This is a genomic window from Flavobacteriales bacterium (genome assembly GCA_020635395.1).
Taxonomy (GTDB): domain Bacteria; phylum Bacteroidota; class Bacteroidia; order NS11-12g; family UBA9320; genus UBA987.
Genome location: JACJZV010000002.1, coordinates 557,741 through 582,980, shown reverse-complemented (window position 1 = coordinate 582,980; position 25,240 = coordinate 557,741). Strand labels below are relative to the sequence as shown.

18 protein-coding genes are annotated in these 25,240 nt (G+C 38.8%); 10 read left to right on the top strand and 8 right to left on the bottom strand.

Annotated features, from left to right (window positions below; genetic code table 11):
* Nucleotides 1–4 precede the first annotated feature (4 nt).
* Together H6607_08715 and H6607_08710 are read right to left on the bottom strand one after the other, a co-directional pair.
* Nucleotides 5–2,275, bottom strand: a complete 2,271-nt coding sequence (locus H6607_08715; protein ID MCB9262441.1) for a PKD domain-containing protein — start codon at nucleotides 2,273–2,275, stop codon at nucleotides 5–7.
* A 30-nt stretch (nucleotides 2,276–2,305) separates the two neighbouring features.
* The gene (locus H6607_08710; GenBank protein MCB9262440.1) at nucleotides 2,306–5,557 is read right to left on the bottom strand and encodes a tail fiber domain-containing protein; all 3,252 of its coding nucleotides are present in this window, start codon (nucleotides 5,555–5,557) and stop codon (nucleotides 2,306–2,308) included.
* Between the two features lie 117 nt (nucleotides 5,558–5,674).
* On the opposite strand from H6607_08710, the gene H6607_08705 reads away from it, so the two are divergent.
* The gene (locus H6607_08705) at nucleotides 5,675–6,970 is read left to right on the top strand and encodes a serine hydroxymethyltransferase (protein MCB9262439.1); all 1,296 of its coding nucleotides are present in this window, start codon (nucleotides 5,675–5,677) and stop codon (nucleotides 6,968–6,970) included.
* A 69-nt stretch (nucleotides 6,971–7,039) separates the two neighbouring features.
* Complete coding sequence (locus H6607_08700; protein ID MCB9262438.1) at nucleotides 7,040–9,328, top strand: SulP family inorganic anion transporter; 2,289 nt, start codon at nucleotides 7,040–7,042, stop codon at nucleotides 9,326–9,328.
* On the opposite strand, the gene H6607_08695 is transcribed toward H6607_08700, so the two are convergent.
* Nucleotides 9,289–10,452, bottom strand: coding sequence for a hypothetical protein (locus H6607_08695; GenBank protein ID MCB9262437.1), 1,164 nt, complete (start codon nucleotides 10,450–10,452; stop codon nucleotides 9,289–9,291). The genes H6607_08700 and H6607_08695 overlap by 40 nt on opposite strands.
* A complete protein-coding gene (locus tag H6607_08690; protein ID MCB9262436.1) occupies nucleotides 10,436–12,526 on the bottom strand; it encodes a hypothetical protein in 2,091 nt (696 codons plus the stop codon). Before H6607_08690 ends, H6607_08695 begins: the two co-directional genes overlap by 17 nt.
* A gap of 63 nt (nucleotides 12,527–12,589) precedes the next feature.
* On the opposite strand from H6607_08690, the gene H6607_08685 reads away from it, so the two are divergent.
* Complete coding sequence (locus tag H6607_08685; protein ID MCB9262435.1) at nucleotides 12,590–13,252, top strand: thiamine diphosphokinase; 663 nt, start codon at nucleotides 12,590–12,592, stop codon at nucleotides 13,250–13,252.
* Here the strand turns inward: H6607_08685 and H6607_08680 are convergent.
* Nucleotides 13,249–13,674: a DUF393 domain-containing protein gene (locus H6607_08680; GenBank protein ID MCB9262434.1), complete on the bottom strand. Its 426-nt coding sequence runs from the start codon at nucleotides 13,672–13,674 to the stop codon at nucleotides 13,249–13,251. The two genes, H6607_08685 and H6607_08680, sit on opposite strands and share 4 nt — an antisense overlap.
* 117 nt (nucleotides 13,675–13,791) lie before the next feature.
* On the opposite strand from H6607_08680, the gene H6607_08675 reads away from it, so the two are divergent.
* Genes H6607_08675 through H6607_08665 form a run of 3 tightly spaced genes read left to right on the top strand, consistent with a single transcriptional unit; the run spans nucleotide 13,792 to nucleotide 18,372 of the window.
* A complete protein-coding gene (locus H6607_08675) occupies nucleotides 13,792–16,188 on the top strand; it encodes a transketolase (GenBank protein MCB9262433.1) in 2,397 nt (798 codons plus the stop codon).
* Nucleotide 16,189: 1 nt separating this feature from the next.
* A complete protein-coding gene (locus tag H6607_08670) occupies nucleotides 16,190–17,473 on the top strand; it encodes a deoxyribodipyrimidine photo-lyase (GenBank protein MCB9262432.1) in 1,284 nt (427 codons plus the stop codon).
* The gene (locus H6607_08665) at nucleotides 17,470–18,372 is read left to right on the top strand and encodes a TIGR01777 family protein (GenBank protein ID MCB9262431.1); all 903 of its coding nucleotides are present in this window, start codon (nucleotides 17,470–17,472) and stop codon (nucleotides 18,370–18,372) included. Before H6607_08670 ends, H6607_08665 begins: the two co-directional genes overlap by 4 nt.
* 112 nt (nucleotides 18,373–18,484) lie before the next feature.
* On the opposite strand, the gene H6607_08660 is transcribed toward H6607_08665, so the two are convergent.
* Together H6607_08660 and H6607_08655 are read right to left on the bottom strand one after the other, a co-directional pair.
* Nucleotides 18,485–19,297, bottom strand: a complete 813-nt coding sequence (locus H6607_08660) for a hypothetical protein (GenBank protein ID MCB9262430.1) — start codon at nucleotides 19,295–19,297, stop codon at nucleotides 18,485–18,487.
* Entirely contained in the window at nucleotides 19,294–21,453 is a 2,160-nt protein-coding gene (locus tag H6607_08655; protein ID MCB9262429.1) for a M48 family metalloprotease, read from the bottom strand. Before H6607_08655 ends, H6607_08660 begins: the two co-directional genes overlap by 4 nt.
* Nucleotides 21,454–21,532: 79 nt before the next feature.
* Here H6607_08655 and H6607_08650 point away from each other — a divergent pair, with 79 nt between their 5' ends.
* Nucleotides 21,533–22,021, top strand: coding sequence for a hypothetical protein (locus tag H6607_08650; GenBank protein MCB9262428.1), 489 nt, complete (start codon nucleotides 21,533–21,535; stop codon nucleotides 22,019–22,021).
* 83 nt (nucleotides 22,022–22,104) lie between these two features.
* Complete coding sequence (locus tag H6607_08645) at nucleotides 22,105–23,211, top strand: alkaline phosphatase (protein MCB9262427.1); 1,107 nt, start codon at nucleotides 22,105–22,107, stop codon at nucleotides 23,209–23,211.
* An 11-nt stretch (nucleotides 23,212–23,222) separates the two neighbouring features.
* Here the strand turns inward: H6607_08645 and H6607_08640 are convergent, their stop codons facing one another.
* Nucleotides 23,223–23,819, bottom strand: a complete 597-nt coding sequence (locus tag H6607_08640; GenBank protein MCB9262426.1) for a hypothetical protein — start codon at nucleotides 23,817–23,819, stop codon at nucleotides 23,223–23,225.
* 130 nt (nucleotides 23,820–23,949) lie between these two features.
* On the opposite strand from H6607_08640, the gene H6607_08635 reads away from it, so the two are divergent.
* Together H6607_08635 and H6607_08630 are read left to right on the top strand one after the other, a co-directional pair.
* Nucleotides 23,950–24,306, top strand: a complete 357-nt coding sequence (locus H6607_08635; GenBank protein MCB9262425.1) for a hypothetical protein — start codon at nucleotides 23,950–23,952, stop codon at nucleotides 24,304–24,306.
* Between the two features lie 80 nt (nucleotides 24,307–24,386).
* Complete coding sequence (locus tag H6607_08630) at nucleotides 24,387–25,199, top strand: universal stress protein (protein MCB9262424.1); 813 nt, start codon at nucleotides 24,387–24,389, stop codon at nucleotides 25,197–25,199.
* The last annotated feature ends 41 nt before the right edge of the window (nucleotides 25,200–25,240 follow it).

Genomic DNA, 25,240 nt, shown 5'->3' with positions numbered 1-25,240 from the left:
ATAATTAACGGGTTACGGTTACCGTGCCATTGTACCACTTAATATTTCCATAAACATCTCTAATTTTCATTAGATATAAATAGGTTCCCGGTTGAACCAATTGGCCTTTATACGTCCCATTCCACGGTTTATCTATTGTTTCGCTGTGATATATCAGCTCACCCCAGCGGTTGTATATATCCATTTCCATTGATTTTAAGCCATAAAGCATTCCTCCCGGGCCAAAGGTTTTATTTATATCGTTTTCGGGTCCAGGGCTAAAAGCATTTGGAATCCATATTCTCAAATCCGGTTTTATTAGAATTGTTCTATAAAACGTATCTGCACAGCCAAAGTCGTTGTTTGCAATTAATCGAACGCTAAAAAGACCAGTGTCTCCATATTGATGAAAAACCTCTGAACCATACTCTTCATCACTAAAATCTCCAAACCGCCATTGCCATATATTGGCGTTACTTCCCGACTGAATAAAATTTACATAAGGGTCGGTTATATAAATATCCTTTGGGAAAGCATCAAACTTGGCATTCGCTTTTGCGTGAACGGTTAATGTTCGGGTTGTTGAGTCGGAACAACCAAACTCGTTTTCTACCGCAAGCTGTATATTATACGTTCCTGGCAGGTTGAATTGATGAGAAAGTACTGGATTTCTTGACACCACATTGCCTCCGCTTTTCCATGTCCAATCTATAATTTTACCCTTTGAAGTGCTAAGGTCTTGAAAATCAGCCAACTGTTGTTCACAAACATCATTAAAAGAAAAGTCAGGAATTGGAATTGGCTCTATTTCAATGTTCTTTAAAAGTGTGTCTTTGCAACCGAATGTGTTTGAAGAAATAAGTTGTATCAATTTAGCTCCTACAGTTGAAAATGAATGTGTTACATTGGGACTTTTGTAAATGTTCGACTCTATTTGCCATTCTACATTTATCGGGTTGCCAAGTTTTGTGGAAGAAGTAGATTGAAAATTAACGTTGTCGGTAAGGCATGTATCACTATAAACAAAACTACTTTTGGGAAGCGGAAATACTTGAACCTGTTTTGTGATAGAATCCCAACATCCGCGGTCGCCTCGCACTTTTCTTTTTACATCAAAAAAGCCATCACTACCGAATGTGTGAAACAGGTTGTTTTGGTTATAAAGCTCATTAAAATCATATACCCAGACACTTGTATCAATGGTTTCTGAAATAATTTTTGAATTGTCGGTAAATAACATCGGAGTTTGAAAACATTCGTTTGTAAAAACAAAATCAGCTATAGGGCAAATAGCAGGTATGTGTAACACCCAAGCACCCTCATAGTTTGACGTGGTTTCAGCCAATGTTAAATTTGACAAAGGCTGTGTGCTTCCCTTCAAATCGTAGTTCCATTTGTTCGACAAGTTTTCAAATTTAGCAGCCTCAAGTTTTGTTTCATCAATAGTATTGGTTCCTCCAAGCTCTCGATCTAAATAAGAAAAACCGATGCTCAAATTGGGGTTAACAGTGTAACCACCGCCGTTTAGTATGAAAAATCGGTCAACCGATTTAATATCATTTTCAATATTGTATTTATTGTTCAAATGAGTAACACCTATCGGTAGGGGTCGGTTGTTTGGTGAATTTCCAGCATTAGTTGGGTAGGTGGCCAGTGAAACAAAGCCGGAATCAAAACTTTGGTTTCCAACGGATTTAACTTCAAATATTAGTGGAACAGCCATATTGTCGATACTACCAAATGGAACATAAAATATGCTTCCAACCGAAGCATTTCTAATATTCCATTGAACCTTGCCGTATCCAAGAGTTGGATCAGTATCTCCAATCAACAAACCACTGCTTCTTGAAATGGCATTTTTGCTTGAATTGTTTAAAATCAAGGTTTTAGAATTAAGTATAAGGTTGTGATTTGACATAATTAGTTTTCCTGTTTTTAATCCGCTAAAGCCACCTCCCACCAGCGTAGTTATCCTCAAGTGTTTGTTGCCTATTCCAGACAGCTCAAGATTAAAAAAGGATGTGGATGTTGTTCCGGTTATCTCTTGATTTCCTCCTCCTTTTAGAATTACGGTTCCGGCATTGTTTCCAATTGCGGGTGATGTGCCGTTGTTAATCCAATTTCCGCCGAGGTAAATATTTCCATCGATTTTGGTTAAAACTAAACCCGAACCACGGTTGATATAATTACCTGAGTCACCCGGAATTACAATGCTTGCATTGTCTTTTATAACAACATTTACGTTATTGGTTACCCACCCTTGAGAAAAGGATAGAGTGGCACAAAAAATGGACAATATGTAAATGGTAAATCTTTTCAACCGAAACTATTTTTGAATTGCGATAATCAATTTTTTGAGCTCTTCAATTTCTTTTCTTAACGCAGCTATTTCGTCGGATTGTGATTCAACCGTATTTTCGAGTGCTTCAATTTTTTCCGTTCTTTCGGTAAGTGCTTTTATTGCTGCCAGGTTAACACCATCAAAAGCCAGAGTGGTTATTCCGCAAGAATCATCTCCACCCAAACCAAAGGCAGCATGAAAATCTTGAGCCATAGGACCAATGTATTTCACGCTATCAGGGTTGGCTATATAATTCCATTTTGTAATGGGCAATGCCTTTATTTTGGATAGAATTTCTTCGCCATTTATTTCTTCAAAGTTTTCTTTTTGGTTTCTATCAGAGATGGTTGACCATGAGGTTGCACCATTGTTAAGACTGACTCCGGTAGATAAATCCGATTTGGTGTAAAACTTATAACCATTGTCAAAACGCATGGTCATTTGATTAAGAAATGCAGGGGTGGTTACCGTTGATGTGCTGGCATCTCCAAACACAAAAGAACCGTTTTTAAAGTTGGTGGAAACATAACTGCCCAAAGCCACCGAACGGTCGGCTATGGCAAATGCATTATTACCTATGGCCACAGAATAGGGGTTGTTGGTTCTAACATTTGTTCCAATTGCCACAGAACCTGTTCCTTCTGCATAAGCTGCATTACCAATAGCCACGGCAAAATTTCCTTTTACCGTGTCTCTATATCCCATGGCGTAGCCATGATTGTAGCCGGAAAGAATCATGGATTCCTCCCCAATAATGGTTGAGTTTGTTCCAAGGGATGTTGAATTATTACCCAAAATTATGGAGTATTGACCATAAACATAATTTTTCTCTCCAATGGCAATGGAATTAACTCCTCCGGTTGCCGACCGGTTGCCAATGGCAATCGACCTTGGCAGAAGAGTAGTAGAACTGTCTCCCATAGCTATACTCGTGCTTCCTACCGCTCTTGTATTTCTTCCCATCGAGAAGGTGTACTCATCTTGAGCTAAGGTGTTCAGGCCTCCTGCAAACGAATATTGGCCAATATTGGCATTGTTCCAAGCTGACGAACTTACGCCTCCGGCTCTGAATGCCGCTAATCTAGGATTGTAAATCATTCTTGTTCCGGCACCAGAAGCATTAATAGTCGCTCCTGTGCCAAAGGTGCCCGTAACCAGCATACCGTCTGTGCCTGCTATATTCACTGCTCCGGCATCGGCATTAATTGTTCTGCCCACACCTGCTCCACCCTCGTCATAGGCCATGTCTAAAGAGTTTCTTCCAAGATATCCTGACACCCAAGTTGTGCCATTCCAAATTAGCACATCTCCCACGTTTTTACCTGGCTTCATGCCAATTTTTTTGGGACTGGCAGATGTTCCAGCTCCTGCAAGATTTAAAAACCCATTTGCAATGGTGTCGGTTACTTCGTTCCCGATAATGGCATCCACCTCAGTTGGGTGAACAATTTGTGTGGCAACCCATTTGTTTCCATTCCACATCCAAACATCCCCCGTATTTGTTCCTCCATTTATGCTCAACTTATAGGGATTAATTGCCGTTCCGGCTCCAGATTTATTCAATATTCCACGAGCATTTGTGGTATCGGTAATTTCGTTTCCGATAATAGCATCAACTTCAGTAGGATGAACGATTTGCGTTGGAATCCATTTGCTTCCATTCCACATCCATACATCTCCCGTATTTGTTCCATTATTAACACCTATTGTGTATGGATTTGCAGCAGTTCCCGCTCCATTTCTAACCAACACTCCGCGTGAATTGAGTGTGTCTGCTATTTCATTTCCAATTACACTATCTTTTTCTTTGGGAATGGTAATCAATGTCCATTTCAAGCCATTCCAAACCCATGATTGACCAACGGAGTTACCTGGAGTAATTCCAATCTTATAAGGACTTCCAATCGTGCCATTGCCAAATCTTGTTAAAATGCCAAAACTATTTATAGTATCTGCAATTTCATTGCCAATAACGCTGTCTTTTTCTATGGGAATTGTTGGGTGAATGATGGCCGATGAAACCCATTTTGCTCCGTTCCACATCCACACATCTCCAACACTTATTCCGGGTTCAATACCCATTTTTAAGGGGTTGGCAGTTGTACCACCACCATAAATATTGAGTATGCCCCGGGCGTTTGTGGTGTCCACAACCTCATTGCCAATATCGGCATCTTTTTCGCCCGGAATTGATATGGAGGCAGATACCCATTTGGTGCCGTTCCACATCCATACATCGCCTGCATTTGTTCCCGAAACCACCCCAATTTGATATGGGTTTGTAGCCGTTCCTGAACCATATCGCTCCAAAACACCTCTGCTGTTTAGGGTGTCCGCAATTTCATTCCCTAAAATACTGTCTTTTTCCAATGGATGAACTACTGGACTGGACACCCAATTATTGCCATTCCACATCCACACATCTCCAACATTTAAACCAGCTCTGACACCTACTGTGTATGGGTTTGATGCGTTTCCGCTACCGTTTCGAATTAAAATACCTCTTGATTGGGATGTGTCTGAAATTTCGTTTCCGATTTCAGCATCCTGCTCAGTAGGAAGTTGTTGTAAAATCCATTTTGAGCCATTCCAAACCCAAATATCACTGACCGAATTGCCCGGATTAACCCCAATTTTATATGGGTTTGTTGCTACACCCGTGCCTGTTTTTGTTAAAATTCCAAGCGAGGATGTTGTGTCCGCAATTTCATTACCAACAATTCCATCTACTTCTTTCAAAGCAATGTTTTTTGAAAAGACCAATTGTCCGAATTGATTTATGGTAAACTGCGGAATGGAATCGGGGGCTCCATACTGGGCAGGAATAACGCCAGTGGGCAATAGGCTAATGGTTTGTTGATTGCTAATTTGCCCTCCGGCAAGTCCCGCTCCGGCATAAAATTGTTTAAAAAAGGGCTTCCAGGAGTTTTGGTCATAATACCAAAAGCCGATAGTATCATCTACCTGATAAACAAGCAATCCATTTGCAGGCGATGGTATTCCAATTCTTGCCGTTTTGGTAATTCTTGGAATTAAGATGCCTTTATTATTAGAAGTAATATCAAACATGGCCGATGGGTGCGGATCTGCCCCAGACTTATTAATCGCGACCCCATCTTGCGAAAAAGCGGGTTCAAAAATGAACAAACACAATAGTATTGATATAGTAAAATGGACAGCTTTGAGTTTGGAAAAATCATAAGCAGAAAAACGTTGCATATCTTTTAATAATTGCATTAAATCTTCCAAAAATCAAGAAGGGTACCCAATAAAGGCGGGCTAAGATAACATTTTACACACAATTCGTAAACACTTTTTAAGAATACTTATTTTTGTCTGTGCAAAAAAGTGGAAATGGATAGAGAAATTTTTGATTTAATTAATAAAGAATTACAACGCCAACAAGAAGGCATTGAGTTAATTGCGAGTGAAAACTTTGTTTCGGAAGATGTATTGGCTGCTGTCGGCAGTATTCTTACAAACAAATACGCAGAGGGGCTACCAAACAAGCGATATTATGGCGGATGTGAGGTGGTGGATCAGATAGAGCAAATTGCTATTGACAGAGCAAAAAAACTCTTTGGCGTGGAATGGGCAAATGTTCAACCGCACTCCGGCTCACAGGCAAATGGAGCCGTTATGCTGGCTTGTTTGCAACCGGGAGATAAATTGTTAGGCTTTGACTTATCGAACGGAGGTCATTTAACCCACGGTTCTCCGGTAAATTTTTCTGGGAAAACATATCAGGCATTTCATTACGGAATAGATCAAAGCACCGGATTAGTGGATATGAAAAGTGTAGAGGAAATTGCTCATAGAGAAAAACCGAAATTGATTATTTGTGGGGCTTCCAGCTATTCTCGAGATTGGGATTATAAGCGATTTAGAGAAATTGCCGATGAGGTTGGAGCTGTTTTAATGGGCGATATTTCGCACCCGGCCGGACTAATTGCTACAGGATTGCTTTCAAACCCTGTTGACTATTGCCATATCTTGACCACAACCACACACAAAACACTTCGTGGGCCAAGAGGGGGAATGATTATGGTTGGAAAGGATTTTGAAAATAAAATCGGTTTAAAGGACAAAAATGGAAATCTAAGAGGAATGGCTGGATTGCTTGACTCTGCAGTTTTTCCAGGAAGTCAGGGCGGCCCCTTAGAACATGTAATTGCCGGAAAGGCAGTTGCATTTGGAGAAGCAATGAAACCAGCATTTAAAGAATATTGTCAGCAAGTAATTGCCAATGCACAAGCCTTAGCTCGAAGTTTTGAGGCTCGAGGTTATAAAATTATTTCGGGTGGAACGGATAATCATTTAATGTTGATTGACTTGAGAACAAAGTTTGAGAATTTAACTGGCAAGATGGCTGAAGACACCTTGGTTTCTTGTCATATAACCATTAATAAAAACACTGTTCCTCAAGAAACACGCTCCCCCTTTGTGACTTCCGGTATGAGAATTGGTGCTCCTGCAATTACCTCCAGAGGACTCAAGGAAAACGACATGGAGCAAATTGTGGAAATGATTGACAGAGCTTTAAGCAACGCTGACAACAGCACGGTTCTATCCACGGTTTCCAACGATGTTAAAGCACTGATGGGACAATTTCCCTTGTATTCATCACATCAAAAGATGGCCGTGAGTTAGTCTTTATTCAACGAAAGGCTATCCGCTTAATTTTATTAAAAACCAAACTGCCATTAGAAATAAAATTCTATGACAGAATTTAACACAGGTGACATACCGAAAAACGGGTGGTCTGGTTTTGTTCAAAACTGGCGACACGATTTAATAGCTGCTATTAGCGTAGCTTTGGTTGCTCTGCCGTTAGGTTTGGGTATTTCTATTGCTTCAGGCGATTCTGTTCCTCCGATGGCGGGGGTTATATCTGCAATTATTGGGGGGCTGTTTACAACCTTTATTAGAGGAAGTCATGTTGGTATTAATGGCCCCGGAGCCGGACTTATAGGGGTTTCATTAGCAGGTATTGCCGGTTTGGCAGACAAAGGATTGAACAACGGTTTTCAGTATTATTTGGCAGCCATTGTCTTGGCCGGTTTGATTCAAGCCGCAATGGGTTTTTTTAAACTAGGTAAATATGGTGACCTATTGCCAACATCTGTGGTTAAAGGCGTTTTAGCGGCCATTGGCATCATTATCATTGCGAGCCAAATACATATTGCATTAGGAGTAGATTTTAAGGGAACGGCTTTTGAAAGTCTAACCGCTATTCCCCAAATGCTAAACCGATTGAACTGGCCAATTACCTCCATAGCCTTTGTTAGTCTTGCCATTCTCTATATTCACCCGTTTTTTATTAATAAGCTAAGAATCTTACATTACATACCGGCACCAATGCTTGTGCTATTGGCAACAATACCTATGGTTTATGCCTTCAATATGCCGGTAAACCATGTCATAAATGTTTTTGGAAGTGAAAATCTGGTGGGTTCGCAAAATTTGGTTCGGGTAGAAAATATTTTGGATAGTATAGACTTTTCTGGTGGTTTTTCCTTTTTGCCCAACTTTGGGAAAATAAACCAAATAGATTTTTGGGGAACGGTTATCGGTGTTTTTCTGGTTAGCACTATTGAAACCATACCGAGTGCAAAAGCCATCGACAAACTCGACCCTTACAAACGAACAACAGATTTAAACAAGGATTTGGTTGGTACAGGTGTGAGTACAATATTGGCGGGATTTTTAGGTGGATTTCCGGTCATTACCGTTATTGTTCGCAGCTCGTTAAACATAAATCATGGTGCCAAAACGAAATGGTCAAACTTTTTTCATGGCATTATTCTTTTGGCAATTGTTTTCTTTTTGATTGAACCCATTCAAAAAGTCCCTTTAGCCGCCCTTGCCGGAATTTTGATTTTTACAGGTTTGAAGTTGGCCTCTCCCAAAATGTTTTCTGATACATTTAAAATGGGTTACGAACAATTCATAATTCTGGCCGTTACGCTTTTCTCAACCGTAAAATTTAACCTTCAAACAGGGTTGGTGACAGGGATTTTAATTACACTCTTAATCCATTTGGTGAAATCTCACATTCCTCTAAACTTGTTTTTTAAGTATATTAGAAATCCGCAATACATAATCAATCTTGAAGAAAAAGGCATTGTTCTTAAAGTAAAAGGTATTAGTAATTTTACCAATATTACCAATCTGAGTGAAGAACTGAACGTAATTGGCCTCGGAAACAATGTTATTGTCGATTTTAGTCAAGCTCGGCTTGTTGATCATACAGTTCTAGAATTTTTGAAAGAGTGGGGAGATAAAAATGAAAACCAAGGAGGAGAAATGGATATTGTGGGGCTCGATTCGCACATTACAACTTCCCAAAACCCATTGAGCCTGCACGTTCAACCACCAAAAGGTTCATTGTTCTTGAGCAAAAGACAACATGGCTTAAAAGATTTGGCGGGTGAAATAAATTGTACTTTTAATCCGGAAGAAGGATGGAGCAAATCAAGGTTTAAAAAATTTATGCTTTTCCAATCAAGGCCGATAGAGTTTTCAAAGAATAGCATCTTAGGGAAGTTCAAAAATAATATTGAATGGGAGGTGTGCGATTTAACATTTGACGAAGGAGCATTTCTTGCCAAAGAAGTACATCACACGACGGCTATACTTATAAAGTTAAACAACCGCGATATTCCGGTATTCGAGATAGAAAAGGAAGGGTGGTTGCATCGTATTTTAGATCTTGCTAAAAAGGAGGAAATAATTTTTGAAAATACTCAGTTTACGGAAAAGTTCTCAGTAAAAGGGAGTAACGAAAAAGAGGTTAAACGTTTTTTTTCGGATGAAATAATTGATTTTATCTCACAATACAATGAATACCATATAGAAGGAAATAATTCGGGTTTGCTTATTTTGAAAAGCTTTCGATTTGCCAGTCCGATGGAGGTAAAAGGTCTTATAGCATTTGCACAATCCTTGACGGATATTATTCAGCGTAACTACAAACCTATTTTGCTTTCTAAACCTACTGACCAATAAAAAGGCAAATTGCTGGAGGCTAAACCTTCAATTCCGGTAATGGTAAAACGCGTGTTTTTTGACAATAGGCCAAAGGTTAAACCATAATTTCCAAAACCGCCACCCGATGCTCCAACCAAGATAAGTGTGCCAGGTATTGAACTTTTGAATCCATAGTTTAAACCAATTTTTGGTAAAAACCCAGGAAATGAAATATACTGCAAATCGGCCTGAATCGTAGTAAATTCTGAAAGCTGATTGGTATATCGCATTTTTAAGGTAAACGGAATAAATGTGCCTCTTGGAGTTTGACCTTTTGGCTTTGTCTCAACATAATTTTTTATACTGTCTTGCACATCAATAGATTGTTTTGAAAAAAGAGATGGGGTAATATCAAATCCCTCATAAACAAAGTTTCGTGTAACTACAGACTGCTCTCGTTTGTTTAAAAGCAACAACCCAACATTTTCAATTGATATTTCAAACAATTGTTTTTCAATCTGTTTTTTAACAAAAAAGTCAAACCCAATACCATAGCCGCCGCCCGTTTTATCAAAAATGGCATTTATGTCTTTGCCAATAATACTGTCGGCATTTTCAGAAGTGGTCAAAATACCGGTTTTAGCATGAAACGAGGAGTAATTAAACAATGCCAATGCCGACATAGAAATTCCGTAGTGCAAATTGTTGACATCATCATTTTTTTCAAAACCTACACCAATTTTGGAAAATGAAAGTTGTTTAAAACCACTGTTTTTTAATTCGACCGACTTGTTTTCTGCGTTTCCTTGCAATACAGAAAAAACAGCATTTTTATGAAAAGATAATCCACCAATGTTTTGGTATCCTGCAATAATAAATGGCCTCTCTTTGATAGAATCCGAAAAGTGGATTTTAATAGAAGCATCTACACTATATCCACCTCTTATTCGTTGCGGTGCATTCTGTTTTGTGTTGTTTATAAGTGTTTCATCCCAATAGTTTTCAAAAACAAAGGATTTAGTAAACGTATTTGACCACAAACCACCGCCTGCTTGTATTTCCATCCATTTGCCTTTTGGATTGAGTGAAGGTGACGAACTTGACTGAGACAAAACCTGCTGTCCCAAAATCAACAAAGAAATGAAACTAATTACCTGCTTCATAAATAAAATCGGCAACCAATTGTGTTTTTAAAAGATAGGTGTTTAGAATGGGTGTCTGCACATCATTCGGAGAGTCAATAACGGCAGTGATGCGTATTTGTTTTGTATCTCGAATCATGTCCATTTGGGTTTCGTTTATTTTGGCTAAAAGGGAGGTTTTTCGAGGTCCAACGGAATGGTAGTTGCTCATATCAATAGAGGCGGCTTGAATAAGTTGATTCTCAAATAGTGTAAGAAGCGAAGTGCCACTTTCATCCAAAAAATCCAGTACTACCTTAAAATCATACGGAAAATCGTTTTCTACATCCAACCGAAACGTACCTGAGGTAATGTTTTCTTGATTGGAAACGGCGTTGATGTTAAACTTTCCGGTTTGGGAAAGAGTAAGATTGTTTGCCGAAAAAGTGGCCGGAATGGTAAAATTTACATGCCCTTTTATGTAGCTTTGGTCTAATACAAAATCTGCCACGTTCCCGCTATCTGACGGCAATGTATTCATGCTGATATTTGCATAAATTTTATTGGGCAATATCTCAACAAAATCGATAAGATTATCACAACTGTATTTTGTAAATTCCGTTGTGGTTGTTGAGGGTATAAGTGGAGGATTGTGGGCTTTTGATATGTTAATTTCTTTACCAATAATACTTTGGCAATCAAGAGTAACCGATTTTCCGGAACTGGTGTTTTCTGCTCTCAAACTGTTTATTTTTGCTACAGCACCAATGCCAAGTGCATTTTCGATGTTGAAGTAGAATTTAAAATCTGCCAAGTCAACTTCACCATTTATCTTTTCAAAAATCGGAATGTCAAGCGAGTCGTCTATGGTATAACTTTTCACGCCAAAATCTCCGGTTGCAAAACGTGGCACAATGTCAATCAAACCAAATTCTATTTCTACATAATCGTTCAAAGAAAGGTCTCGAACCTGACCCGAATAAACGGTTTTGGCTGTCAATTTGCTGTAAACGGCATTCCAAAACGGAGGCGAATTTGGGTCTTTGCCTTTGTACTGCATTACATATCCGTCAAGCGGAAAAACACCTTCAATAACCTGGGTCTCACCTGGTTTTGCAGGTGGAACATTATATACTTTATGAAACGGATTGGCATAATTGCCACCGGCACCACTATGCGGAAATGTATAATCAATGATTATTTCTTCCTCAATCGTACTTGAAATTTTCATTTTTACAAAACCACTTTTGGCTTGTATTTCAGTAATCAATGGCCCACCAAAGTTGTATATAACCTCCTGTGTGTCATTTACCAATGTTTGTTCAGGAAAAATAGCAGTGGCATATTCTGGCTCCAAATCATGCACAGAAAGTTCCAATCGCAAACCCTTGTCAGCATCAATCAAAACATCTCCCTCACTTTCTCGGGTTATCATGTGAATAACCGTTGCCAGCAAAACGCCATCAACAGTTTTCCCGCTCAGGTCAATGCTTCTGGTAGAAGATGAAAAGGGGGGAATATTTGTAAACGTATCCTGAGCTATTACTGTTAAATCTTTTTTGTTTCGGAGCACATAAACAATTTCATCTACATATACTGGTAGGTCGTTGTGAATAGTAATATCCAAAAAGCCTTTTACGAATTTGGCGGTTTGAAAAAACTCTTTGCTCACATCTATTTCCTGCTCTCCTCCGGGGTTGTCAATGTTTTGTCCCGGAAGAAAAACGGTTTGTCCATGATAAGCTCCTGCGGCAGGATATATTTGTCGTAATGTTATGGTGTCTGCATAGTTTTTGTCGGCCAAAATCAATTTGTCGAGTGTTATTCTTACCTTATCCACGGTGTCTGGCACGGTCAAATAGCTCGCAACACTATCAATAGAGTACTCAACTTGGTAAATAAGATTATAACTGCTATCGGTTTCTTCAATGGTCAAACTGTCGTTTCCCAAATCGCTTAGGCTTAAGTTTGCCCTAAAAAGCGGAGCAGTAATCTGTGCATTCCAATGTTTTTCCCGCTCACACGAAACAAAAAACAATACACTAAGTAAGCTCAGAAATGTACACAACGATTTAGTTTTGATTAATCGAATTGGATTAACTTTGTACAACACCATTTTTTTAAATAAAGAACAAAGTAAAGCGAATTATATTGCTTTGTTGTAATTGAGATGTAAAGAATGTCGTCACACCATTTTGTAAAGGACAAACAAGAACCAGCGTTGATAATTGCCAATGGCGAGGAGTGCAGCAACGAGTTGCTCAACCAATTATTGGAGTGGAATCCGTATGTTTTGGTTTTGGACGGAGCGTTAGATAGAGTGCTAAAAAAGGGAATAAAGGTGGATGCCGTTTTGGGCGATTTTGACAGTATTAGTGTAAACCAATTAAGCGTTCAGGCGGAGCAGGAAATTGAGTGGGTGTATGCCGAGAGTCAGCATTTTACTGATTTAGAAAAAGGGTTAAATTTTCTTGTAAAAAATGGCCACAAAGCAGCCAATATAGTGTGGGCTACAGGCAGAAGGCTTGATCATTCGCACAACAACTTAATAACCCTTGCTAAGTTTTCAGACAAAATTTCGTTGTGTATGTTAGATGATTTTTCAAGAGCATTTTGTTTACCCAAATCATATAAAAAGTTTTATCCCGAAGGAAGTATTTTGTCATTATTACCTATTACTGATGTAAGAGGAATACAAACCTCAGGTTTAAAATACAATCTAAACAAAGAAGATTTTATATTGCCACACCGTACCGGGAGCAGCAATGAAGTGGAACAATCCGGAATAGTAGAAATTGTTTTTGATGATGGAATTTTGCTATTGATGGAGTGTGTGGACTAATCTAAAAAAAGTAACCTTTCAGCCTCCGTAGGTATTCGGCAGGTTTCTCTTTTTCCCCAAATTTTATAACGGTTTTTGGCAATGAATGCGTAAATAGGGTTTCGGATAAATGCCGGGAATATTAAAAAAATGATAAAAAGCGAAAATGGAAACCCAAGTTTTGAAAGCACTTTAATGGCTGCGGTTGATTTTTGAAACAACTGGCCATTATCCAGCAAAACAAAGCTGTCAGGACTATCAAGATGGATTTTGGGGTTTTCTGCTAACATTTTTTTGGCAGTTTTTGATTGAAGAGCTGCAAAAACAAACTGGTTTTTTCTATCTTTTCTAATAATAAAATCCACAGTTTTGTTGCATAAATTGCATACACCATCAAAAAAAACAATGGTTTCAGGATTGTTATATTTATTATCTCCGCCCAAAATGTAAACTCGCCAAAAACAGTTCAACCATAAACATTGCCATCAAAAAAACCTAATTTTGCAACACTAAAAATACCGAAACGGATTTTTAAAATTATAGTTTTCAAAATTTCATAAATGAGTTTAGTGGCCGAAAAACAATCAATCAGTAAAGCCGAGTTTCAACAAGAAGTTTTAAACGATTATAGAATTGCCTTTGAAAGCCGGCAGGCCAGTTTACTTGGCAGAAAAGAGGTGCTGACCGGAAAGGCCAAGTTTGGAATTTTTGGCGATGGCAAAGAGGTGGCTCAGGTAGCCCTGGCCAAGGTTTTTGAAAAAGGCGATTTTAGGGCAGGATACTACCGAGATCAAACTTTTATGTTTGCCAAAGGTATGAGTTCGGTTAAAGAGTTTTTTGCTCAGCTATACGCCCACACCGATGTAGAGGCCGAACCCGCAAGTGCAGGCCGAAGCATGAATGGCCATTTTGGAACGAGATTGTTAAACAACGATGGGAGTTGGAAAAAACAAACAGAAATGTTTAACTCTTCATCCGACATTAGCCCAACAGCGGGGCAAATGAGTCGATTGGTTGGTTTGGCTTGGGCATCAAAACTTTACAGAAGAAACCCTGATTTGGCTCAGTTTTCTGACTTTTCGGTGAATGGAAATGAAATTGCTTTTGGCACAATTGGAAATGCCAGCACCAGCGAAGGACACTTTTGGGAAGCCATAAATGCCGGAGGTGTTTTGCAAGTTCCGATGCTCGTTTCTATTTGGGATGATGCTTACGGAATTTCAGTGCCGGCCAAATATCAAACCACCAAAGAAAATCTTAGTTCTATTTTAAAAGGATTTAAGACCGACAAAGATGGGAAAGGTTATGATTTATATACAGTTAGAGGCTGGGACTATCCCGAACTTATTAAAACATACGCTATTGCTGCAACTAAATGTAGAGAAACGCATATTCCGGCCATAGTGCATGTTACAGAAGTTACCCAACCACAGGGGCATTCCACTTCCGGCTCGCATGAGCGGTATAAAACAAAAGAACGTCTTGACTGGGAAGCCAAGTTTGACTGTTTGCTCCAAATGCGAGAGTGGATAGTGCAAACTGGATTGGCCACCGAGCAAGAAATGGATGAACTGGAAAATAACGCCATAGAGCAAGTAAAAAATCAAAAACAAGAGGCGTGGGATGCTTTTTTGAATCCATTAAAAAATGAGCGAGATGAGCTGGTAGAAGTACTAAATGGTTTTTCAAACCAAGACATAGTGCAAATGGCAAAAGAGCTAAAATCAAATCGAGAACCGAACAGGAAGGATTTGGGAATAGCTGCAATTAAAATTATCCGACAAACCATTGGCCAAAAAACAGAGGCAAGACAAAATTTGATAGAGTGGTATTCAAAATACAAGTCGGACAATTATGAACGATACAGCAGCCAACTTCACAGCAATTCAAGGTGGAGTGCACTCAATGTAAATGAAATTCCACCGGCATATAGCCAAGATAGTGAGATACTCAATGGCTATGAGATTCTTCAAAAATGTTTTGATTATGCTTTAGAGCGAGACCCAAGAGTACTCGCTTTTGGAGAGGATGTTGGGCATATTGGTGACGTAAATCAAGGTTTTGCAGGATTACAAGAGAAATATGGCAAAAACCGTGTGATGGACACGGGAATACGTGAAAACTCCATAATTGGGCAGGCAGTTGGTGCATCAATTCGGGGTTTGCGACCCATTGCCGAAATTCAATATCTTGATTATTTAATCTATGCCATTCAAATAATGAGTGATGATATTGCTACATTGCAATACAGAACCAAAGGTGGTCAAAAAAATCCGGTAATCATTCGCACAAGAGGTCATCGTTTAGAGGGTATTTGGCATAGTGGTTCGCCTATGGCAATGATTATTAATGCCGTGCGGGGTATGCACGTTTTGGTGCCTCGAAACATGGTAAAAGCTGCCGGATTTTACAACACTTTGTTGCAGAGCGATGAGCCTGCATTGGTGGTTGAGTGTTTGAATGGATATAGGCTAAAAGAGCAAGTTCCGGAAAATTTGGCAAGCTACACTCAACCAATTGGGGTAGTTGAGATACTCAAAGAAGGTTACGATGTAACATTGGTTACCTATGGTTCGTGTGTTAGAATTGCTCAAGAGGCCATCAAGCAATTAGAGCAACACGGAATTTCGGTTGAACTAATTGATGTTCAATCCCTATTGCCCTTTGATTTGAGTAAAGACATTGTTAAGTCTATCGAAAAAACGAATCGAGTGGTGTTTTTGGATGAAGACGTGCCAGGAGGAACCACAGCCTATATGATGCAACAGGTGTTGGAAAAACAAGAAGGCTATAAATTTTTAGATTCTCAACCAAAAACCATCTCCTCAAGACCGCATAGGCCGGCTTATGGCACAGATGGCGATTACTTCTCAAAACCCAATGCCGAGGATATTTTTATTACCATTTATAATTTAATGCACGAAACCAATCCGTCTAATTATCCGGAATTGATGTAAAATGAACAGACCTGAGGTTGTTGTTTTTTGGTTTAGAAGAGATTTACGGTTAAAAAACAATGTTGGATTAAATGCTGCATTAACGTCGGGTTTTCCGGTATTGCCCATTTTTATTTTTGATGAAAACATACTGGGAGAGCTTCCCAAAGATGACGCTCGTATATGTTTTATCCACAAGCAATTGCAACAAATAAATGCTGAATTGGTTACTAAAAAGTCTTCCTTATTGTGTTTGCAAGGAAAACCTTTAGAAGTTTGGGAAACACTCATTACCCAATTCAACATAAAAAAAGTGTTTGTAAACCGCGATTTTGAACCGTATGCATTACAGCGAGATAAGGAGGTAAAAAAACTTTTTGTTAAAACCGAAATTCATGTTGAAGGTTTTACCGACCACCTGTTGGTTTCGCCAACCGAGGTGCTAAAAAATGATGGAACACCCTATACTGTTTTTACACCTTTTTCAAAAAAATGGAAAGAAGTAATAAGCCACAAAACCATTGAAGTTTTTACAAAGGAGGGCAATTTTTTTGAGCAGAATTTAGAATTGCCAAGCCTAAAGGAAATTGGTTTTGTTTCTTCCAACATTAAGGTAGAACCGGCGAATTATGAAGAGTTACACAATTATGCGTTGCATAGAGATATACCTTCAAAAAATTCGACCAGTTTTTTGAGTCCTCATTTGCGATTCGGCACGGTTAGCATTCGTCAGATTTATGAAGAAGTAAAGGAGCATGAACCTTTTCTGAATGAGCTTATCTGGCGAGAATTTTTTATTCATATTCTCTATTTCTTTCCAGAAAGTGTTTCGGCCAATTTTAAACCAAAATATGATGGTATTCCATGGAGAAATAATGAGGAAGAGTTTCAAAAATGGTGTGACGGAAAAACGGGTTTCCCGATGGTAGATGCTGGCATGAGGCAGCTAAATCAGACAGGATATATGCACAATAGGGTAAGAATGATTACTGCAGGATTTTTATGCAAACACCTACTAATTGATTGGCGATGGGGCGAGGCTTATTTTGCCAAAAAACTGCTCGATTTTGAGTTAGCTTCAAATGTTGGTAATTGGCAATGGGCGGCTGGAACAGGATGCGATGCCGCACCTTATTTTAGAGTTTTTAACCCATCAGAACAGCAGCGAAAATTTGACCAGCAAGAAAAGTATATCAGAAAATGGATTCCTGAATTTGGCACCAATCTATACCCAAAACCAATGGTTGACCATAAATTTGCTCGAGAAAGAGCAATTGAGACATATAAAAATGCTTTAAACGAATGAAAAAAATTTTGATAACAGGCGGAACTGGACTATTAGGAAAAGCACTAATAAAAAAACTGCTCCAAAGAGGTTATGAGGTTCGAGTTTTGACAAGAACAAAACGGAAAGACAGTCCGTATCAATCGTATTTATGGAATTTAGAGAGCGGGGAATTTGATATAACCTGCCTCGAAAGTGTTGATGCAATAATTCACTTAGCCGGGGCAGGAGTGATTGACCAAAAATGGACAAAAAACTATAAACAGGAGATTTTGGATAGTAGAGTTAAATCAGCCAACATGCTTTTTGAGGCAATTAAAAAATCTGAAACCAAACCCGAGGTTTTCATTTCTACATCAGGAGTTGGATATTATGGGGCAGTATCTGTCAAAAAAACATTTGAGGAAAATGATGCAGCCGGAAACGACTTTGTGGCCACTGTTTGCAAACAATGGGAACAAGCGGCAATCCAGTTCGAAACGCTGAACATCCGCACCGCAATTTTTAGAACGGGCGTGGTGCTGAGCAAAGATGGGGGAGCTCTGTTAAAAATGATGAAGCTCGCACGAATGAAACTTTTGTCAAATCTTGGTTCGGGCACACAAATTATTCCATGGATTGGAGTAAACGATTGGGTAAATGCGACAATTTTCTCTCTCGAAAACCCCCAAATGAAGGGCATTTACAACAGTGTTGCGGCCAATGTAACAAACCAAGAAATGACAAAGCAAATCAACAAATGTTACAATAATCGATTTTTGCTGCCTTCCGTTCCAAAATTTATGATAAGGCTATTGTTTGGCGAAAGAGCCAATCTTATTCTAGAGGGTAGCAAAGTGTCGAACAATAAGTTGCTTCAAGCAGGATTTGAGTTTGAAAATAAGGAACTGGAAGAGGTAATAAGAAATTTTACGAATTGAGTATTTTTACCCCTTTTTACAGCAATAAGCGTGGATGCCGAATCTATCAAAAGGGGAACATTTGAATATAAATCTTTAAAAGGATTTTTTCCTCCTCAATCCATCTTTAACTCTAAAACAAATACCCAATGGAAAAATACGACCAAAAGAGTTGGTATCGTTGCTCATTTTTCAGTATGGTTTTATAAGTCAAATCCTGCAATGTGAGGTAGCCGTGGTACGTACTCGTTCGTTTGTATTGAATTAGACTAAGGCCGGTATCAACCCCTCCACCTAAAATGATATTACTTCCAATTACTCGATTCGTACCAACCCCAAATCTTAAATTGGTGCCAAGAAAGCTGTATTTTAACTCATCCGTTGGAAAAGTTCTTGAAATATGATAGTCGAAGTTATAGTTCTCATAATACTTAACATGAGATACATCGATGGTATATTTTGTTAAGGTTTGATAAAAGGTAATAAAGCTGCCAATAGGAGCGATGGCTCCTTTTTTTCTTCGATAAAATTTGAATCCATAACCTCCATGTAATTGGGTTACTTCCGAAATCCCTTTGTAGCCGTCATTGTAAATTATATTGCCATTGATAAACAAAATGTCGCTGGTTGAAAACCGATTAAGGTCAAAGGCTGTTTTATTTCGGCCGACAATTAGTTCAATAGCCAAATTGTTGTTTAACACCCGACCGGCTCGAATTTCAGTGGCGTTTTTTAGATAAAATTTTTCGATTGATTGATACTTGTAAGGCAGCGATTCGTCTTCTTCTGCCGGAACAGCTTTTTCACTTATGGTGGTTCTAACGCCCATTCGATAATTAAAAGCCACGTAATTTCGGCTGCCCATAAAACCAGAGGTTACGGGCTTTTGGCCAAAACAAAATTCAAAAATTGCTAAAAACAGCATTGGTAAAATTAGTCGTTTCATTTTGCTCGATTTAATTGGTTGAAACTGTTATACAAATGGGCATTAATCACATCTTTTCTGAACTTGGATCGAAAAAATTTGGAGTCATAAAATTCCACTTTCCCCGATTTTAGGTCGAATACATAAAAATTGTATTGCAGCTCATTTAATGAACTCAACTGCCAATATAGATAGAATGGGAAGGGCGTTACCGCCGCTGCCGAGAGTAAAAATAACCCAATATTAAACTTGTTTCCATCGGTGTAAAGCGAGGTGACATTGATGGCCAAATAGTCTGTTTGGTGTTTCAATCGAATGGTGTCTAAACTCGGAGTCGTAAACCCAAAGGTGCCACTGAACTCATAAAGAGATTGCTCGCTCAGCCAATTGCTCAGGGTTATAAAGTCATTAAAGGTTTCGGTGTTAAAATTCTCGTCACTTTGGTCGTTCAGCTTTACCAGTTCTACTCCGGTTTTTTCGGCCATTTTATCGGAGGCATTGGCCATAAATTCTTCGTGTTCATTTGACTTTACGTAGAGTTGATCTAACGTTTTTCTATAGTCAATCCTTGAAAAAATGGGTCTGAAATAAATAACTCTATCAACGCCCGATAAACCGTAATGAGAATAAATGCCCGCAACATTTCTATCGGCATCAACGCTATGACGTTCCGAGTCGGTATCTTCTATTTCTATCTCATCTTCGTCCGAAATGTCATCCGAAATGCCTTCTAGTACTTTATCAAACGCTTGTTTAAATGCGATACTGTCAAACATATCTACAAACAGAGTGCGGGCAAACATGTATTTGTTTCGGCTTTGGCGTGTTCCAGCTTTTTTGGCTTCGTCATACGAGGTGTAGAAAAATGATTTAGTCATTTTCGAATTAGCCAATTCTTCCATACTTCCATCTCGCAGTTTAATATAAAAGCTGTCGTTTGGGTGTGCATAGCTTTGCATCCAAATGTATCGGGTGGCAATGGCATTTATGCCCTTTTTACCCATTTTAAAGAAGAAATATTTTACCTCCTGCTGGTATCCTTGGTAGTTCTTAAAACTTTGATTATAGATGTATTTGTTTTGATTGTTTATAAGTTGCTGCATGCCAAACCACGCCATAGCTTCGGCTTTTTGCAAATAGGGGTGGTTGGGGTAGTCCGTTTCTAACGCATGAATATGATAGATTAAATCGCTGAAATTACCTTCAATCAAAAATTGTTTAACCATTTCAAACCTTGCCAAATCACGGATATAGGCAAATTCCACCGAATCAATAAGGTCATATAATTTTGTTCCCTTTCCATCAAAATCAGCCAAAGCGGCTTTTCTTTTTTTGACATTTGGGTGCGTGTGTTCAGTGTCGTCCACATCTTCTTCTGGAGCTATGCTTTGACAAGAATCTATCAAAAATGGTTTGGCCACCTTAAAACTATCGGTTTCAATTTTATGCCAATCATATTTCTTTTCAAGTATTGGAAGCTCGGCATAGAGCAATTTATTCAACGTGTTTTGGGTTTCGGCCTCGCTGTATCCAGCGTTTTGATGAAGTCCGTAGGCATAGTCATCTGCTTCAAATTCAGCTTCGCGACTGTATTGGTAAGAGTTCAATAATTTTTCTTCCCAACTTAGTTGCCCATATCTTCCGGTTCTTGAATAAAGTTCTTTTTTGTGCGAAAAATTTTGCAGTACATGGTGTTTTACATAATGCCCTATTTCGTGTGCCAATACAAAGGCCAATTGGGCTTCGTTGTCAAGTCGGGCAACCAATCCTGTGGTGACGTATATTATTCCCTCATTGGTGGAAAAGGCATTTGCCACATCTGTTTTTAGTGTATAAACCCGAATATGCTCCCTGGTGCTTTCATCTCCTTTCAGCAAATGGTCAACAATTTTGTTGCATAATTCACTAATGGGGTCTCCATACACTATATCTCCGCTTAACAAAAGTTTGTGGTTAATGTAGTTTGTCAAAATGATAAACTCCTTTTGATCTCGGCTGCTCAAAACATCATCTTCTACGGCCATTGAAGCCAACCCCATTTTGCTTTTTTCGGCAAAACCCCATTTAAAATCTAAGGGCATTTCTCCCTCACACTTTAGGCCGTCGAAATTGTCAGAAATTTGAGAAAAAGCAAAAAGACATTGCAAAAAGGGAATAATTAGTATAATTTTTTTCATGAAACGAATTAATGAATTTATCTCGAATTATTTAGCTAAAAAATTTGTGATGTAAGTTTGCGGGCAATATTTGATTGGTATGAAACAAATTATTTCGGCCTTAATCCTCCTCGGCATCATTTTTTTGATATTGTCTATCATATTTCGGAAAAAGGAAAATCTTCGGAAGATTTTTCAAAGTTTGGGAATTTTAATTGGTGTGGTGCCTTTGCTGTTGTATGCGGCCTTCAACATTGTTGTGCATATTCAAGAAAGAAAAATGATAAGTAACTATGCTGCTCATCACCAGTCGGTGGGCAATGTTAGCTTAGATTTGTTTGCCGACAATACGTTTATTTTAAAGTCGGATAGCTGTTCGGCAGGTTTTGTGCAGGGAGAATGGGGTTTTAAAAATATTTCGGGTGGCGAGTTGTTTTTAAAATCGAGCAGTCAAAATATGGGTAAGGTTAGCCTACAAAATGGCCAGATAAACATAAAAAACATTCCGGTTTGCCTCAGCCTAATATCAAATATTGATTTAAAGAAAACCGGCAAGCCATTGGTGCCACCCATTGATGTAGAAGAATAATTTTTTGATAATAAATAATGGCTGAAAACAATCATCGAAATGATGCAGTTTTGTATAAGTAAAAACTATTTTTTTTGATTCGTATGAAAAAATTCTCGTTCGTTGGTGCTATTTCTATTATAGTGTTTTTTTTGGCAAGTTCTTGCAACAGTGCCAAACCTCAAGTGCAATTTGCACCAAAAAAGCCCAAACGTATTATCCTGATGATTGGAGATGGAATGGGGTTAACACAAATATCTACCTTGTTTGTGGAGAGAGATAATACCAACAATTTTCAACGATTTATGCATATTGGTTTTATTAATACAAAATCGGGTACGCACAAAATAACCGATTCGGCAGCGGGTGCCACCGCTTTTTCGTGTGGGGTAAAAACCTACAACAATTCTGTAGGTATGGGTATGGATACGACCGCGGCAAATAATTTGGTCGAAATTTTTTCGCAACATAATTACAAAACAGCATTGGTGGCTACTTCCTCTATCACCCACGCCACGCCCGGTGCTTTTTATGCTCACACTTCGCACAGAAGCCATGAGCAAGACATTGCCAACCAACTTCTGAAATCGGATATTGATTTTTTTGCGGGCGGCGGTTTGAAGTTTTTTTCTAAGCTTCAACCACAAATGAAACTATACAATTGGCAAATAGATTCTGTGCCGGGAGTGCACTTTAAACCAGAGGTAAAATACAACCATCATAAAAAGTACGGTTATCTGAAAGCCGCCGACGGCATGCCAACCATGGAGACAAACAGAGGGAATTTTTTGACGGATGCATCAAATGAAGCGTTGAAATATCTCAACAATTCCCGGTTTTTTATGATGATAGAAGGCTCGCAAATAGACTGGGGAGGCCATGCAAAAAATTATGAATACGTTAAAACCGAAATGTTTGATTTTGATGCGGCAGTCGGAGCTATGCTTGATTTTGCAGAGAAAGATGGTAACACGTTGGTTATTGTAACTGCCGACCACGAAACAGGTGGTTTGGCACTCGTTGCACAAGACTATACCGACAAAAATGGCAACACAAAAGAGAATTATAATGCCGTTCAACCAAAGTTTATTACCGGAGGCCACACGGCTACATTAATTCCTGTGATGGCTTATGGTCCGGGAGCTGAAAATTTTCAAGGTTTTTATGAAAACAATGAGATTTTCTACAAAATAAAAAACCTAATGCGTTGAAAGATTGAGGTTTAATTAAAAACGCCGGTTGTTTTCAGTATTTCAAAAATATAAGTTTTGTTTGCTAAGTTAATAACCGTTACTGGAATACTATATTTCGCAGTTGAAGTGCCAATTTCTATAGTTAAAGCCCGCGGAACTGTTTGTGGGTCAGTGGTTTCGTGGTAAATGCAGTTCAATAAACGCAATGGTGCCAAATCAACCTTATTTTCTTTGGCGGCTGCAATCAGTTTATTAAAATTATCATCGAATCGGGCATGCAACGATGTAAGCATTTTGTTTTCAATTTCCTTGTCGGTCATGCCTTTGGTTTCTTTTGGCGATAGTGTTTTGGCCACCGAAACATCTGCCATAAATGGTTTTAGCGAATTGGTATTGCCGTTTTTGAGCGACGATAAAAAGGCATTTCCAACCTCGCTATAGGCCATCACAATTACATCTTCCGCTGGTTCTGCTTCAAATACAGTATCTAATGTGGGAAGGTCTTTTGGCAATTTCACTGGCGTGGCTTCTGCCGTTGGGGAGGCAGTTTTTGTTTTCTTAGATTTAAACAATGCACAAGAAGAAAGGCTTAAAATGATAAGGAAAAGAAGAGATAAAGTTTTCATATTTCAAAAGTAGCAAAAATCATTCTGGATTGGTTTTTGGATTATGCTCAACGATAAGCGGCTTAAAAGCCTAACTGCTACTGTTTGCAAAGGGTTTAGTCGGATTGTTTAACTTAAATGTGTATAAATTATGAGACGATTTTTTTACTCTTTTATTATTGCAAGTCTTTCCATTTTGAGTTTGAATGGATGTGTGGAAGACGACTTTTATGTTTACGACCCTCCTCAAGCCGTAGTGCAATATGATTTTTGGGCAGGTGCCCGCACCGTGGAGGTAGATGGCGACATAATAAACGATGGCAATACTTTCATAAGTTCAGCCGAAATTGAAATAATGCTTTACGATGAATATGGATATTACATTTCTTCCGTTTTTCAAACCTTTAATGTAAATCTGTATCCACGAGACCGTTTTTCGTTCTCCACCGATATTCAAGAACGCGGTGTTTATGATGTGGATGTGCGTTTGCAGGCCTTGTGGGATTGATGAGCAGAAGCTTTGATTTTCATCGCTTTTGATTAAATAAAATTATTCCCGTATTTTCGTTATCTCTAAAATTGTGTTGTATGGAAATTAAGTTCAAAAACATTCTTGTTGGGTTTGATAACTCAATGTCTGCTCAAATTGCTTTGAAAAAATCAGCCGAAACGGCTCACAGATTTGGTTCTAAGTTGCACGTTTTATATGTGCTAAGAGAAGAGAAAGGCTCTGTGGCTGATATTGAGGCACTTGTTAGAGAAATTTGTGGCAAATACAACGTCGAGTTTGAGTTTATTTCAAAATCGGGAAAAGTAAGTACAGAACTCAGCACGTTAGAAAGAGAAATTGGTGCCGATTTAATTGTGGTGGGTTCTCACGGAAATAGAGGTTGGCAACCGTTTTGGATTGGTAGCAATGCATATCGAATTGTTAGTGCTTCCAATTGTCCGGTAATTACCATTCAAGAAACCACCAAAGAGTATGATTTGCGAGACATTCTACTTCCGATAGACGATAGCGATGCTACCCGACAGAAGGTGCCTTATGCTGCCGTTTTGGCCAAGGCATTCAACGCCACCGTACACATACTTGCCGTTTCAAAACGAAAAGGACCTCGAGTAAAGATGCGTTTGAAAGCATACTTAAAGCAAACCCAAAAATTCTTAACCGAACGTGGGGTAAAGTCGTCTGTTGCCAGCGAGTTTGGGGTGGATGTTCCGAAGAAAATTTTGGAATATAGTAAAACAGTAAAGGCCGGGTTGATAATGATTATGTCCGACACAGAAAGCAGAGGATTAATAATGGGAAATTATTCTCAAGACATCATTAACAATAGTTCAGTACCAGTAATGACGATGCACAGCCGTGATTTGGCCATTGCCGGATCTGCCGGTTATTGATTTGCAACAACAACTTATTATTGTCAAGTAGTTGTATTCTT